Annotated in this window: 15 protein-coding genes; 7 read left to right on the top strand and 8 right to left on the bottom strand. The window is 70.1% G+C overall.

Annotated features, from left to right (window positions below; genetic code table 11):
* Window positions 1-52 precede the first annotated feature (52 nt).
* The 5 genes from IFT89_RS09575 to IFT89_RS09555 are packed head-to-tail and all read right to left on the bottom strand — an operon-like array spanning window position 53 to window position 2,334.
* Window positions 53-676 carry a hypothetical protein gene (locus IFT89_RS09575; protein ID WP_202938825.1) on the bottom strand — a complete coding sequence of 208 codons (624 nt, stop codon included), beginning with the start codon at window positions 674-676 and terminating at the stop codon, window positions 53-55.
* Window positions 673-1,281 carry a DUF6286 domain-containing protein gene (locus IFT89_RS09570; RefSeq protein WP_202938824.1) on the bottom strand — a complete coding sequence of 203 codons (609 nt, stop codon included), beginning with the start codon at window positions 1,279-1,281 and terminating at the stop codon, window positions 673-675. Before IFT89_RS09570 ends, IFT89_RS09575 begins: the two co-directional genes overlap by 4 nt.
* A complete protein-coding gene (locus IFT89_RS09565) occupies window positions 1,278-1,691 on the bottom strand; it encodes a hypothetical protein (RefSeq protein WP_202938823.1) in 414 nt (137 codons plus the stop codon). Before IFT89_RS09565 ends, IFT89_RS09570 begins: the two co-directional genes overlap by 4 nt.
* Window positions 1,688-1,879, bottom strand: a complete 192-nt coding sequence (locus IFT89_RS09560) for a DUF2273 domain-containing protein (RefSeq protein WP_056008790.1) — start codon at window positions 1,877-1,879, stop codon at window positions 1,688-1,690. The genes IFT89_RS09565 and IFT89_RS09560 overlap by 4 nt, the downstream gene beginning before the upstream one ends.
* Window positions 1,876-2,334, bottom strand: coding sequence for an Asp23/Gls24 family envelope stress response protein (locus tag IFT89_RS09555; protein ID WP_079001390.1), 459 nt, complete (start codon window positions 2,332-2,334; stop codon window positions 1,876-1,878). The genes IFT89_RS09560 and IFT89_RS09555 overlap by 4 nt, the downstream gene beginning before the upstream one ends.
* 241 nt (window positions 2,335-2,575) lie before the next feature.
* Here IFT89_RS09555 and purL point away from each other — a divergent pair, with 241 nt between their 5' ends.
* Window positions 2,576-4,909 carry a phosphoribosylformylglycinamidine synthase subunit PurL gene (gene purL, locus IFT89_RS09550; protein WP_079705037.1) on the top strand — a complete coding sequence of 778 codons (2,334 nt, stop codon included), beginning with the start codon at window positions 2,576-2,578 and terminating at the stop codon, window positions 4,907-4,909.
* A 264-nt stretch (window positions 4,910-5,173) separates the two neighbouring features.
* Here purL and IFT89_RS09545 read toward each other — a convergent pair whose 3' ends face one another.
* Window positions 5,174-5,614 carry an FCD domain-containing protein gene (locus IFT89_RS09545; protein WP_079705036.1) on the bottom strand — a complete coding sequence of 147 codons (441 nt, stop codon included), beginning with the start codon at window positions 5,612-5,614 and terminating at the stop codon, window positions 5,174-5,176.
* Window positions 5,615-5,795: 181 nt separating this feature from the next.
* Between IFT89_RS09545 and IFT89_RS09540 the strand changes: the two genes are divergently transcribed.
* Window positions 5,796-6,482: a GntR family transcriptional regulator gene (locus tag IFT89_RS09540; protein ID WP_124768636.1), complete on the top strand. Its 687-nt coding sequence runs from the start codon at window positions 5,796-5,798 to the stop codon at window positions 6,480-6,482.
* A gap of 310 nt (window positions 6,483-6,792) precedes the next feature.
* Window positions 6,793-7,458, top strand: coding sequence for a nicotinamide riboside transporter PnuC (gene pnuC, locus IFT89_RS09535; protein WP_079705035.1), 666 nt, complete (start codon window positions 6,793-6,795; stop codon window positions 7,456-7,458).
* Here pnuC and IFT89_RS09530 read toward each other — a convergent pair.
* Entirely contained in the window at window positions 7,389-8,723 is a 1,335-nt protein-coding gene (locus IFT89_RS09530) for a sensor histidine kinase (RefSeq protein WP_202938822.1), read from the bottom strand. The genes pnuC and IFT89_RS09530 overlap by 70 nt on opposite strands.
* A complete protein-coding gene (locus tag IFT89_RS09525) occupies window positions 8,723-9,385 on the bottom strand; it encodes a response regulator transcription factor (protein ID WP_202938821.1) in 663 nt (220 codons plus the stop codon). Before IFT89_RS09525 ends, IFT89_RS09530 begins: the two co-directional genes overlap by 1 nt.
* A gap of 190 nt (window positions 9,386-9,575) precedes the next feature.
* Here IFT89_RS09525 and IFT89_RS09520 point away from each other — a divergent pair, with 190 nt between their 5' ends.
* From IFT89_RS09520 to IFT89_RS09505, 4 genes are read left to right on the top strand one after another with little or no spacing between them, the layout of a single operon-like run.
* A complete protein-coding gene (locus tag IFT89_RS09520; RefSeq protein ID WP_202938820.1) occupies window positions 9,576-10,103 on the top strand; it encodes a hypothetical protein in 528 nt (175 codons plus the stop codon).
* Window positions 10,100-11,164 carry a peptidoglycan-binding protein gene (locus tag IFT89_RS09515; RefSeq protein WP_202938819.1) on the top strand — a complete coding sequence of 355 codons (1,065 nt, stop codon included), beginning with the start codon at window positions 10,100-10,102 and terminating at the stop codon, window positions 11,162-11,164. Before IFT89_RS09520 ends, IFT89_RS09515 begins: the two co-directional genes overlap by 4 nt.
* The gene (locus IFT89_RS09510; RefSeq protein WP_202938818.1) at window positions 11,161-11,892 is read left to right on the top strand and encodes an ABC transporter ATP-binding protein; all 732 of its coding nucleotides are present in this window, start codon (window positions 11,161-11,163) and stop codon (window positions 11,890-11,892) included. The genes IFT89_RS09515 and IFT89_RS09510 overlap by 4 nt, the downstream gene beginning before the upstream one ends.
* Window positions 11,889-13,100, top strand: coding sequence for an ABC transporter permease (locus IFT89_RS09505; protein ID WP_202938817.1), 1,212 nt, complete (start codon window positions 11,889-11,891; stop codon window positions 13,098-13,100). Before IFT89_RS09510 ends, IFT89_RS09505 begins: the two co-directional genes overlap by 4 nt.
* Window position 13,101 lies beyond the last annotated feature (1 nt).

Below are 13,101 nucleotides of genomic sequence, written 5' to 3'. Positions count from 1 at the left end.
CCGATTCGGACGGGGGCTTGCAATTGCACCGGCATGTCCGGATCAGTGACGGTCACTGGAGGACGCGCTTCGGCTTGGCGGCGCGGAAGCCGCCACCGACCTCCACGAGGACGGGGAGCTCGACACCGAGCAGGCGGTCGAGCGACTCCACCGCCGTGCTGACGGTCTCCACCGCGGTGCGGGGCGAGACGCCGCGCCGGCAGGTGACGGCGACCTTGAGCGCCTGCGCACGGTTCACGTCCCAGGCGGAGACGCGGACGGACGAGAACGCTTCGGTGTCGTCGAGCGCATCGCCGAGCGCATTGGCCGCGACGTCCGTCTCGAGCACGATGTCGCCGTGCTCGACGGTCGCGCGATGCACGACGCCGGAACGGCCACGACCCTGGCGCAGGACGAACGAGATGAGCAGGGCCGCGACGAGCACGAGCAGCACGATCCCGGCGACCGGGACCAGGACCGGGGCCGTCTGTCCGGCGTCTGCGCCGGGCGCAGCGGCGAACGGGTTCCAGGCGAACCAGCCGTCGATCGTGTCGAGCACGGCGGCACGGTTGTCGCGCCACCAGTCGGCGACGACGGGCACGGTGACGACGGCGAGCGCCGCCGCCCCGATCACGACGAACACGAGTCCGATGAGGAGGATGAGCAGACGGTTCAGTCCGCGGTTGGTGGAGTTCACTGTCCGACCTTCCCGTTCGACGAGATGGAGGTGGTCGCCCGGAGCGACGGCTGCAGGCCGAACGCGTCGAGGTCTGCGGCGACGGCGCGGTCGACCTCGGACCGGTCGACGGGCATGCCGCTGGCGGGGGTGATCCGGATCGCGGCGCTCCGCCGGCCGACGGCCACGGAGGTGCCGTCAGGATGCGTGGCAGCCGTCGTCGAAGCGCGCTGCGCGAGGGCCGACGCGATGACCTCGTCGTCGACGACCGCGAGCACGCGCCCGGTCGACAACAGGTGGCGGTGCCGACGTCCTGGTCCGAGCGCGATCCCGATGAGGATCACCCCGAGCAGGAGCACGAGTGCCCCCGCGACACCGAGGATGACGGGTTGCGTCGTCGGCAGGCTGGCCGCGGCTCCCGGGATCTCACCCGGGGCGACGAGGAGCGGGCGGACGCCGATGAGGGCGAGCACCGTCTCCACGGCGATCCAGAGCGCGACGAGCACGAGCAGGACCGCGAGGAGGATCGCGGCGGTCGAGCGCGGCGAGTGCAGTTCGCGACGAGCCAGGCGCCGGAGCACCCTCGTCGGGCCGGCGGCCGGGGTCGTGGCTGCGGTGGCGGTCATGAGACGCGTCCTTCCTGGTCGATCTCGAGTCCGCTCACGCGGATGGAGACGCGCGAGACGCTCGAACCGGACAGCTGCTCGACGCGAGCGGCGATGGCACCGGTGGCGGCCGAGACCCGCTCGACGATGGAGCCCCCGGAGCGCTGGAGCGCGTCGGGGGTGGCCGAGACGCGCACCAGTGGGATCGCGCGCATCGGCGAGGTGACGATGAGCGCGAGTGCACCCCGGTCGTCGGCGAGCTCGACCTTCACGCGTCCCGCCGGGACCCCGAGCGATTCGGCCGCGATGTTCACGGCGACGTGCTCGAGGGCCTTCGCGGTGATCCGCGTCCGGCCCGGCCCGGCGTGCGGGTGCACGACGGGAGCTTCGGCGACCGAGGGGACACCCCGGTCGAGGACGGCGGTGGTCATGACGAGACGCGCTTCCCGCGGACGGCGTCGACGATCGCGTTCAGGTCGGTCTGGCCGGTGACGATGCGGGCCACGAGGGCGCCGATCCCCATCGCGACCGCGACGAACACGAACGCCCAGAACCCGAAGGCCACCCAGCTGAGTGCGAGGACGGCACCGATGAGGATGCCGGTGTTGGTGGCGGTCACTGGACTCGCGCCTCGGCGTTCTGGTCCTCGTCGTCGGACGGGATGAAGACGTCGCTGACGGTCACGTTGACCTCGGTGACCTCCATGCCGACGAACTGCTCGATGGCGCGGATGATGGAGGCGCGGACCTCGCTCGCGACGGCCTGCAGGTCCACCGGGTAGTCGGCGACGATCACGACGTCGACGGCGACCTGGGTCTCGCCGACCTCGACGCGGATGCCCTGCGACAGGTCGGAGGAGCCGATGGCGTCGCGGATGGCACCGAAGGCACGGGCTGCGCCACCACCGAGGGCGTGCACGCCACGGACCTCGCGGGCTGCGATGCCGGCGATCTTCGCGACCACGCCGTTGTCGATGACCGTCTTGCCGTGGGTGTTCGTCTGCGTGGCGGCGTTGTTCTCGCCGACGACACCCTTCGTGACGGTGGGCTTCGGGGAGTTGGTGGTGTTCGACATGGTGTTGCCCTTCCTGGTTCGTCTCGAGCGAGCGGTTGATCGCTTCGTTGGTGATAGGACGCAACCATCGCACCGATCGTCACGGTCGATCTCGAACCTCGTGAAGAGACCGCGAATCCGGCACCGCACCGTGACGAATCGGCGTCGGCCTCCGACGCCCATCCGAGGATCTGTTCGTCGCCGCGCGCCGCTAAGATTGGTGGGTCCGGCATCCCACCACTTCCTTTGGAGTCCTGCCCTCGTGACGACCACCACCCCCACCAGCTCCGCCGTCGCCGACACCGTCGAGAACGCCGTCGCGACACCGGACCGCGAGCAGCCCTACGGCGCCCTCGGCCTGAAGGCCGACGAGTACGCGAAGATCCGCGAGATCCTCGGCCGTCGTCCCACGAGCGGCGAGCTCGCCATGTACTCGGTCATGTGGAGCGAGCACTGCTCCTACAAGTCCAGCAAGATCTACCTGCGCCAGTTCGGCCAGAAGGTCACCGACGACATGAAGAAGAACCTCATGGTCGGCATGGGCGAGAACGCCGGCGTCATCGACGTCGGCGAGGGCTGGGCGGTGACCTTCAAGGTCGAGAGCCACAACCACCCCTCCTACATCGAGCCCTTCCAGGGTGCGGCCACGGGCGTCGGCGGCATCGTCCGCGACATCATCTCGATGGGCGCCCGACCGGTCGCCATCATGGACCAGCTCCGCTTCGGCGACATCGACCACCCCGACACCGCGCGGGTCGTGCACGGCGTCACCGCCGGCATCTCCTCCTACGGCAACTGCCTGGGCCTGCCGAACATCGGCGGCGAGACCTACTTCGACAAGGTGTACCAGGGCAACCCGCTCGTCAACGCCCTGTCGGTCGGCGTCCTGCGTCACGAGGACCTCCGCCTCGCCAACGCCTCGGGCGTCGGCAACAAGATCGTCCTCTTCGGTGCCCGCACCGGTGGCGACGGCATCGGTGGCGCCTCCATCCTCGCGTCCGACTCCTTCGACGCGAACGGCCCGACGAAGCGTCCGGCCGTCCAGGTCGGCGACCCGTTCGCCGAGAAGGTGCTCATCGAGTGCTGCCTCGAGCTCTACCGCGACAGCCTCGTCGAGGGCATCCAGGACCTCGGTGCCGCCGGCATCTCCTGCGCCACGAGTGAGCTCGCGGCCAACGGCGACGGCGGCATGTTCGTCGAGCTGTCGCACGTGCTGCTGCGCGACCCTTCGCTGACACCCGAGGAGATCCTCATGTCGGAGTCGCAGGAGCGCATGATGGCGGTCGTCGAGCCGGGCAAGCTCGACGCTTTCCTCGCCGTCACCGACAAGTGGGACGTCGAGACCTCGGTGCTCGGTGAGGTCACCGACACCGGCCGCCTCGTCATCAACTGGCACGGCGAGGAGATCGTCAACGTCGACCCCTCGACCGTCGCGGTCGACGGCCCGGTCTACGAGCGCCCGGTCGCCTACCCCACCTGGATCGACGCCCTGCAGGCCGACTCCGCGTCGGCCCTCCCCCGCACGGACGCCCCTGCCGAGCTGGAGCAGCAGTTCCGCTCACTCCTCGGCTCGGCGAACCTCGCCGACAAGAGCTGGATCACCAACCAGTACGACTACTACGTCATGGGCAACACGGCGCTGTCCTTCCCCGACGACGGCGGCATGATCCGCGTCGACGAGGAGTCCGGCCTCGGCTTCGCCATCGCGACCGACGCGAACGGCCGCTACTGCCAGCTCGACCCGCGCCAGGGCGCGCAGCTCGCGCTCGCGGAGGCCTACCGCAACGTCGCCGTCACCGGTGCCGTCCCGGCCGCCGTCACCGACTGCCTGAACTTCGGCTCGCCGGAGAACCCCGAGGTCATGTGGCAGTTCTCCGAGGCCGTCGCCGGCCTGTCGGACGCCTGCCTCGAGCTCGGCGTGCCGGTCACCGGCGGCAACGTGTCGTTCTACAACCAGACGGGCGACGTCCCGATCTTCCCGACGCCCGTCGTCGGCGTCCTCGGCGTGATCGACGACGTCGCGCGCCGCATCCCGAGCGGATGGCAGGACGAGGGCGACAACCTCTACCTCCTCGGCACCACGTCGCTCGAGCTCGACGGCTCCGCCTGGGCCGGGACGATCCACGACCACCTCGGTGGCCTGCCGCCGAAGGTCGACCTCGCCGGCGAGAAGACGCTGGCCGAGCTGCTGCACGCCGCTGCCAAGGAGGGCCTCGTGTCCTCCGCCCACGACCTCTCCGACGGTGGTCTCGCTCAGGCGCTCGCGGAGAGCGTCATGCGCTTCGGTGTCGGTGCCCGGGTCTTCCTCGGTGAGCTGCTCAGCCGCGACGGCGTCGACCTCACGACCGCGCTCTTCTCCGAGTCGACCGGTCGCGTCATCGTGTCCGTGCCGCGCGAGGACGACGTCAAGTTCCAGGGCCTGTGCGAGGGCCGCGGCTACCCGGTGCTGCGCATCGGCGTGACCGACGCCTCCGCCGTGGGCGACGCGACGGAGCCCGCCCTCGAGATCCAGGACGTCCTGACCATCCCGGTCTCCGAACTGCGCCGCGTCTCCAAAAGCGTCCTCCCGGAGCGGTTCGGTCCGGTCATCGGCTGAGCGACCCGCCTGCACACAGCCCCTGCGCCCGACGGTGTGGGGGCTGTGCTGTGTCAGGAGAGGCCAGCGCGGCGCCGACGCGTGAGCTGCATCGAGGTGGCCGCTCCGTCGCCAGAGGATCAGATCGCCGGGTGGGCGGATACCCGAAACCCACCCACCCGACTCACCACCGGGCGCTCAAGTCAGGAACCCGAATGTCCTGACCGGCGTCTCCGGCAGTGGTGTCGCAAGCGACGACTTCAGCATATCAGCATTTGGAATGCTTCACGGAAGCGTCGCGGCCATCCCCCACAGTCGTTCCACGGCCAGTTCCGCAGCGATCGCGTCCCCCTCCGCGACCGCATCCCGGAGGATCGGGAAGTCCACCGCGAGTGACGGCCAATCGAGCCAGTCGGTGTCGGCGGTGACCTCGAGTTGCGGCGACAGCAGCGCGAGTGCGTCGCGAGCGGTCGTGACCAGGATGCGATTCGGGCAGAGGGCGACGAGATGGTCCATGAGCGGCCACGAGAGCTCGGCGTAGGCGACCGGGTCCTGCAAGCCGATCACTCGCGACACCTCGTCCAGCTCGGCGACGAGCGCCGCTCGGTCGGCATCCTCGAGGACGGGCACGGTCACCCGCGTCACGCCACCCAGCAGCGCCCCGAGCGTCTGGAAGAGATGGATCCGCCGATGGCGGGGCCTGCTGGCCGTCGAATCTGCCGACATGCGTCCCACCTTCCTGCCGCTCCGAGGTACGCCGTGCGCGCCAGGATATCAAGGCTCGGCGCACCCGGCTGCACCTGTGCATCCGGCATGTTCACCAACACATGAGGCACAAAACTATCCAACACACCTTGGATATCGGTATTCTGAACTGGTCATATCCCAGCTCGACGATCGGAGTCCCATGCCTGTTCCCAAAACCGTCGAGACGAGCCCTCGGAAGCTCCTGCGCGACATCGTCTTCGAGCAGCTCCTGACGGCGATCGAAGACGGCACCCTCGAGCCCGGCGAGCGCCTCAACGACGAAGAGCTCGAGAAGTGGCTCGGCGTCTCGAGGACCCCGATCCGCGAAGCGATCAGCAAGCTCGCCGACATCGGACTGGTCGAGACCGCACCGCAGCGGTACACCCGCGTCGCGAAGCCCACCGCCGAGCAGTACGCCGAAGCACTGCGCCTCCTGAACGGCTTCCACGAGCTCAGCGCGCGGTGGAGCATCCCGCAGTTCACCGACGAGGACGTCGCGGCGTTCCGCGAACTCGGCGACGCCGTGCTCGCGGACATCGAAGCGCGTGACAAGCACGTCCTCCGGTCGTCCTCCGCCTTCGCCGACTTCATGGTCGAGCGTTCGGGCAACTCGCTGCTGCAGCAGGTCGCCCGTCAGATGAACACCCGGGTGACCTACACCTCGCTGCCGACGATCGACTTCTTCCAGTGGGACATCTTCGCCGCGTACGTCACCGGGCTGGTCGCGGCCGCCGAGGCACGTAGCGCCGAGGAGGCCGAGCGCGTCATGCGCAAGCAGGCCGAGGCCACCGACGCCTTCCTCGAGCAGGTCATCGCCGCCGGTGGAGGACTGCCCGCCGCGAGCTAGCCGGCGAACGCTGTCGACCAGCGGAACGTCACAGAGCCTGTCGAAGCGCCGACCGCCCTTCGACAGGCTCAGGGACCGGAACATTCCGCGGACACCTCGCCCGGTCACTGAGCCACACACTCCTCCCGGTCACTGAGCCACACGCTCCTCCCGGTCACTGAGCTTGTCGAAGTGCCCACGAAAGACTTCCTGAGCCGCAGATCGTCACAGAGCCGCCTCCCGATCGGGAGGCGGCTCTGTACGTTGTACGGTGGACCGTCGGTCGCGTGACCGCGCATCATCTGGCCACGGACCCGATCGGAGCACTGCAGTGGGGATCCTCCTCTGGCTCTTCGACGCGACGTTCAGGGTCGGCGACCAGGTGGTCCTCTGGCGGGAGGTCGTCGGCAACCTGTTCGGCCTGGCGAGCGCCCTCGGCGGCATGCGTCGCCGCGCCTGGGCCTGGCCCGTCGGCATCATCGGCAACGCGCTCCTCCTGACCGTCTTCCTCGGCGCGGTCTTCCACACGCCGAACCCGACCAACCTCCTGGGGCAGGCGGGCCGCCAGCTCATGTTCATCGTCGTGTCGATCTACGGCTGGGTGCAGTGGCGTCGGGTCGAGCGGGTCGAAGCGACGACCGGTCCGGTCGCCGTGATCCGGCCCCGCTGGGCCGGCTGGCGGGTGCGGCTCGTCCTCGTCGGCCTCCTGCTCGGCGGCACGCTGCTCCTGATCCCCGTGTTCCGGGCACTCGGTTCCTACGAGCCGGTCTGGGCCGACGCGTGGATCTTCATGGGCTCCCTGCTCGCGACCTGGGGGATGGCGAAACGCTGGGTGGAGTTCTGGCTCATCTGGGTCGCGGTCGACCTCGTCGGCGTACCGCTCCTGTTCGGCGCCGGGTACTGGGTCTCGGCGTCGATGTACCTGTTCTACGGGGCGTTCACCCTCGCCGGTTTCTTCGTGTGGGCCCGCGGCGAGCGCGTCGCCACGTCGCGCTGAGCTGACGCCTCGGTGCCGGCGTCCGGGCCGCTCGGCGGGAACGTGACGGTCACCACCAGCCCACCCTCCGACCGCGCGGCGAGATCGAGCGCAGCCCCGTGCACCTCGGCGATGCTCTCCACGATGGCGAGTCCGAGCCCGCGTGACCGCTCCGGACCCCGCGCGACCCGGCCGCCGGCGCGGTAGAACGGTTCGGTGAGCCTCGCGACCACGTCCACCGGGATCGACTCCCCGGAGTTCTCGACCCGGAGGACCACCGCTCCGCCCGCCGGACCGCCCGACCGGCGCACCGAGACCCGCACGAAGCCACCGTCGACGTTGTGCCGGACGGCGTTCTGCAGGAGGTTCCCGCACAGCTGGTGCAGCATGGCCTCGTCGCCCCAGACCGCGAGGTCCTGCACCTCGGCCGTGCAGTCGATCCCGCGCGCTCGAGCCGCGGAGGCTGCGGCGACGCAGGCCTCGGAAGCCACCTCTCCGAGTGCCACGTTCTCACCCCGCAGCTCCGACTGCTCGAGGTCGGCGAGGTCGAGCACGGCCTCGACGGTCTGGATGCTGCGCGTGTTCGTCTCACGGAGGCGGGCGATGAGTCCCCTGACGGTGTCGTCGTCGAGGTCGTCGCTGGTCGCGGCGACGTCGAGCATCGCCTGGGTCGTCGCGAGCGGGGTCCGCAGCTCGTGCGAGGCGTTCGCCGCGAACCGTTGGTGGGCGCGGAAGGACCGGTCGAGCCGCTCGAGCATGTGGTCGAAGGTGTCGGAGAGGTCGGTGATCTCGTCCCGCGGGCCGGCGAGGGCGACCCGATGGTCGAAGGATCCCGTCGCCGCCCGCTGCGCGGCCACGTTGATCGCGTGCAGCGGGCGCAGCAGCCGGCCCGACAGGATCCAGCCACCCCACGCGCTCGCCGCCGCGAGGACGGCGAGCACGATGAGCGACCAGACGAGGAGCGTGTTCAGGATGTCGCTCTGGTCCGAGACGACGAGGGCCGCAGTACCGTTCGCCGAGGTCAGCCCCTCGGCCGGCTGGTAGGTGGCCGCCCCGGCGACCTCAGCCGGCGCGGTCGCCCGCCAACGGGTCGCGCCGTCCATGGCCTCGTCGGCCCGCACCGCGGTGATCGCGTACGTCGGGACGTACCGCATGAAGGCGTAGATGAGCGCGAGCATGATCGAGCCGGCGACGGTGAACAGCAGCGCGTACGTGAGCGTCAAACGCAGACGCACCGTCAAGCGGTTCGGGCGGCTGAGCAACCCCGCTGCGTCGGAACGCGGCATCAGTCGCCCTCGATCCGGTAGCCCGCCCCCGGGACGGTCGTGATCACCCACGGCGAGCCGAGGCGTCGGCGGAGGTTCGAGATGGTCACGCGGATGGTGTTCGTGAACGGATCGACGTTCTCGTCCCAGGCCTTCTCGAGGAGGGTCTCGGCGCTCACGACCCCGCCGTCGGCGAGCAGCAGCTGCTCGAGGACCGCGAACTCCTTCCGTGACAGCTTCACGTACACGCCGTCGCGGAAGACCTCCCGCCGGAACGGGTCGACTCGCACTCCGGCACGCTCGAGGACCGGAGGGCGCGACTCCGCCGTGCGCCGGGCGAGCGCGCGGAGCCTGGCCACGAGCTCCGGGAACTCGAACGGCTTCACCAGGTAGTCGTCGGCGCCGAGGCCGAGGCCGGACACGGTGTCGTCGAGTCGACGTGCCGCCGTCAGCATCATGACGCGGACACCGGGATGCTCGGCGACCACCGTTCGGCACACCTCGTCGCCGTGGGTGCCCGGCAGGTCGCGGTCGAGGAGCAGGACGTCGTAGTCGTTGATCGTGAGCGCCTCGAGGGCTGCGTCGCCATCGTGGACGAGATCCGCGGCGATGGCCTCCTGTCGGAGACCGGCTCGGATCGCCTCGGCCAGATAGACCTCGTCCTCGGCAACCAGGACGCGCATGATGTTCCTCTCGATGGGGTGTGATGACACCGGGATCGTACGGACGCCGATCGAGCAACCCCCGAGTGTCGGTTATCTATCGTGCCGTTCGAGACGTTCAGAGAACGTCAACGTTTTCCTTGACGCCCCGACAACGCGTCGCCGAGTGGACTGGTCGTCACCAGTCAGCCCCACCCACTGAGGAGAGCAGATGTCCGACATCACCATCACCCGTTCCGTCCGCCGTCCGGCCGGCAGACTCGCCGCCCTCATCGCGATCCCGTTCCTCATCGGATCGTTGGCGGCCTGCAGCTCGGGCTCGCCCGACTCGAGCAGCAAGACCCCGAAGGCTGTGCAGTCGTTCGACGACTGGCAGGTCGCCTTCGCCTCATGCATGCGCGATGAGGGGGTCGACATGCCCGACCCCGAGCAGAACGGCTCTGGCGGTGCGTCCGTGACCCTCGGCGACGGAGACCAGGATGCCTTCCAGGACGCCTCCGCGACCTGCATCGACCGTCTCGGGACGCCTCCGGTACCCGCCGGAGGAAACCCCGCGGTCGCCGACGCCTTCGAGCAGCAGCTCGAGATGGCCGAGTGCTTCCGCGAACAGGGATACGAGATGGCCGACCCGGTGGAAGGGCAGGCCATGCAGATCCCCTCCGACGTCACGGAAGAGGTGATGGAAGCCTGCGGTCTCTCGTCCGACTCGAGCGCGCCGCTCGGCTCCACCGACCGATGAGCAACCGACGACGAGGGGTCGTCGTGGCCGTCTGCGTCGGCGCCGTCCTGCTTGCAGGCGGCGCCGCCGCGGCGGTCACGCTGGCACCGACGCAGGGGACGAACCAGGAAGAGCCGGTCAGCAGCATCCGCACCGGCACCGCACCGATCACCGCCGGCGACCTCGCGGGCACGACGCAGGCGAGCGGCACCCTCGACTACGCGGACCAGCGCACCATCGGCGGTGGAGCCGGGATCGTCACGGCGGTGCCCGCCCCCGGCAGCACGGTCTCGCTCGGCGGCACCCTCTACGCCCTCGACAACGTCCCGGTCACGCTCCTCCACGGACCGCTCCCGACCTGGCGGGCGTTCGAGTCCGGTATGACCGACGGACCGGACGTCCAGCAGCTCGAACAGAGCCTCGCGGCGCTCGGGTACTTCGACCGCGAACCGGACGGCGAGTTCGCCGCGTCGACCGAACGCGCCATCGAGCGGTGGCAGAAAGCCCTCGGCGTCGAGGAGACCGGACGCCTGGAGCTCGGATCGGTCGTCTTCATGCCGGGCGACGTACGGATCGCATCGGTCGACGCCGCGGTCGGCACCACCGCCTCGGACAAGATCGTCACCGTCTCGTCCCTCGTGAAGCGCATCGACGTCCCGCTGAAGCTCGCCGATCAGCGGCTCGGCGTCGTCGGGACGAAGGTCGACGTCAACCTCCCCGGCGGACAGCGGACGACCGGCACGGTCACCGATGTCGGCGTCCCGACCGAATCGGATGCGGACGGGCAGAAGAAGGTCACGATCCCCGTCGGGATCACCCTGGACGACCCGGCGGCGGCAGCCGAGCTGCAGCGCGCGACCGTGACGGTCGGCTTCCCGACGGAACGACGCGAGAACGTCCTCTCCGTCCCGGTCCAAGCGCTCATCGCGATCGACGACGAGCGCTTCGGCGTCGAGGTCGTCGACGGGAAGGGGAAGCACCGGCAGGTCCCCGTCACGACGGGCCTGTTCGCCGACGGTCGCGTCGAGGTCTCGGGCGACGGCATCCGCGAAGGTCTCGACGTCGTGGTGCCGGTCTCATGACGGACACCACGACGGCATCGGCAGCCGCACTCACGCAGCCGGCCGGACCACCGATCATCCACCTCGACGGGGTCACCCGGGAGTACGGCGAGCCACCCACGCTCGCACTCGCGGGTGTCGACCTCACCGTCGAGGAGGGCGAGTTCGTCGCCATCGTGGGGCCCAGCGGATCGGGGAAGTCCACGATGCTCAACCTCATCGGGACCCTCGACCGACCGACCGGTGGGACCGCCCGCATCGCGGGCTCGGACGTCGGACGCCTCTCGGACGCGAAGTTGTCGGCCCTGCGCGCCTACCGCATCGGCTTCGTCTTCCAGCAGTTCCACCTCGCCGACGGCGTGACCACGGTGGACAACGTCGCCGACGGCCTCATCTACGCCGGAGTACCGCGGGCCGAGCGCCGACGACGGGCGCACCTCGCCCTCGAACGCGTCGGACTCGGCCACCGTCTCGACCATCGACCCTCGCAGCTCTCGGGCGGTGAGCGGCAGCGCGTCGCCATCGCGCGCGCGGTCGTCGGAGACCCGCCCCTGCTGCTCGCCGACGAGCCGACGGGCAACCTCGACTCCGTCTCCGGCGCGAGCATCGTGGAGCTGCTGCACGAGCTCCACCGTGGCGGGACGACCATCGTCGTGATCACCCACGACGCCGAACTCGCAGCCCGACTGCCCCGTCAGGTGGCGATCCGCGACGGCCGCATCGTCGACGATTCAGGGAGGGCGGCATGAGCGACCGCAACGGAGGCACCGAGGACGACCGTCGATCACGACTGCTCGGTCGCGACATCCTCCGGCTCGGGACCACCGGGCTCCGCGCCCGCCCGACGCGCGCGGTGCTGTCGGCCCTGGGGATCGCGATCGGGATCGCCGCGATGATCGCCGTCGTCGGCATCTCCTCGTCCAGCCAGGCGAAACTGCAGGCGCAGCTCTCAGAGCTCGGGACGAACCTCCTGACCGTGCAGGCGGGCAAGAGCCTCTTCGGCCAGGACGCAGCCCTCCCGGAGAGCACCGTCGGCAAAGTCGGACTCATCGACGGTGTGGAACAGGTCGGCGGCGCTGCGACCATCGACGGCGCCTTCGTGTACCGGAGCAGCTTCATCGACCGGGCCCAGAGCGGCGGTCTCGCCGTGACGGCCGTGACGGAGGGACTGCTCGACGTCGTCGGCGGCACCCTGGCGGCCGGCGACTGGCTGAACCCGGCGACGAGCGGCTATCCCACCGTCGTACTGGGGTCGAAGGCCGCCGAGCGACTCGGCGTCGCCACCGTCGGCTCGGTCATCCAGGTGGGCGAGCAGCCGTTCACCGTCGTCGGCATCCTGGACCCGATCGACCTCGCGCCCGAGCTCGACACGAGCGCGATGATCGGCGAGGCCGTCGCCGCAGAACGCTTCGGCTACGACGGCAAACCCACGATGGTGTACGAACGGTCGACGGACGAGCGCGTCGGCGACGTCCGGGCGCTCCTCCCCCGCACCGTCAACCCGGCGGCACCCGAGGAGGTCGAGGTGTCCCGGCCCTCGGACGCCCTCGCCGCCAAGCAGGCTGCCGACCAGGCCTTCACCGGTCTCCTCCTCGGACTCGGTTCCGTCGCCCTGCTCGTCGGCGGCATCGGGGTGGCGAACACGATGGTCATCTCGGTCCTGGAACGCCGACGCGAGATCGGCCTCCGTCGCGCCCTCGGGGCCACACGGGGCCACATCCGGTCCCAGTTCCTGACCGAGGCGCTCCTCCTCTCGGCCCTCGGCGGGGTCGCGGGTGCGCTCATCGGTACGGGCGTGACGAGCGTCGTCGCCGCGGTGAACGACTGGCCGACCGCCGTACCGGCGGAGGTGCTGCTCGCGGGCGTCGGCGCGACCCTGGTGATCGGGGCGATCGCCGGCCTCTACCCGGCGATCCGAGCAGCCAGGACGCCACCGACCTCGGCCCTCAGCGGCTGAG

This window comes from Plantibacter sp. CFBP 13570 (assembly GCF_014841395.1).
Classification (GTDB): Bacteria; Actinomycetota; Actinomycetes; order Actinomycetales; family Microbacteriaceae; genus Plantibacter; species Plantibacter auratus.
This window is presented reverse-complemented; position numbering and strand designations above follow the sequence as displayed.

Excerpts from the sequence above, each read along its gene's own strand:
- IFT89_RS09540 (WP_124768636.1), top strand. The coding sequence starts at position 5,796 with ATGCCTGTTCCCAAAACCGTCGAGACGAGCCCTCGGAAGCTCCTGCGC.
- IFT89_RS09545 (WP_079705036.1), bottom strand. The coding sequence starts at position 5,614 with ATGTCGGCAGATTCGACGGCCAGCAGGCCCCGCCATCGGCGGATCCAT.
- IFT89_RS09510 (WP_202938818.1), top strand. The coding sequence starts at position 11,161 with ATGACGGACACCACGACGGCATCGGCAGCCGCACTCACGCAGCCGGCC.
- IFT89_RS09555 (WP_079001390.1), bottom strand. The coding sequence starts at position 2,334 with ATGTCGAACACCACCAACTCCCCGAAGCCCACCGTCACGAAGGGTGTC.
- IFT89_RS09565 (WP_202938823.1), bottom strand. The coding sequence starts at position 1,691 with ATGACCACCGCCGTCCTCGACCGGGGTGTCCCCTCGGTCGCCGAAGCT.
- IFT89_RS09505 (WP_202938817.1), top strand. The coding sequence starts at position 11,889 with ATGAGCGACCGCAACGGAGGCACCGAGGACGACCGTCGATCACGACTG.
- IFT89_RS09570 (WP_202938824.1), bottom strand. The coding sequence starts at position 1,281 with ATGACCGCCACCGCAGCCACGACCCCGGCCGCCGGCCCGACGAGGGTG.
- IFT89_RS09515 (WP_202938819.1), top strand. The coding sequence starts at position 10,100 with ATGAGCAACCGACGACGAGGGGTCGTCGTGGCCGTCTGCGTCGGCGCC.
- IFT89_RS09520 (WP_202938820.1), top strand. The coding sequence starts at position 9,576 with ATGTCCGACATCACCATCACCCGTTCCGTCCGCCGTCCGGCCGGCAGA.
- IFT89_RS09525 (WP_202938821.1), bottom strand. The coding sequence starts at position 9,385 with ATGCGCGTCCTGGTTGCCGAGGACGAGGTCTATCTGGCCGAGGCGATC.
- IFT89_RS09530 (WP_202938822.1), bottom strand. The coding sequence starts at position 8,723 with ATGCCGCGTTCCGACGCAGCGGGGTTGCTCAGCCGCCCGAACCGCTTG.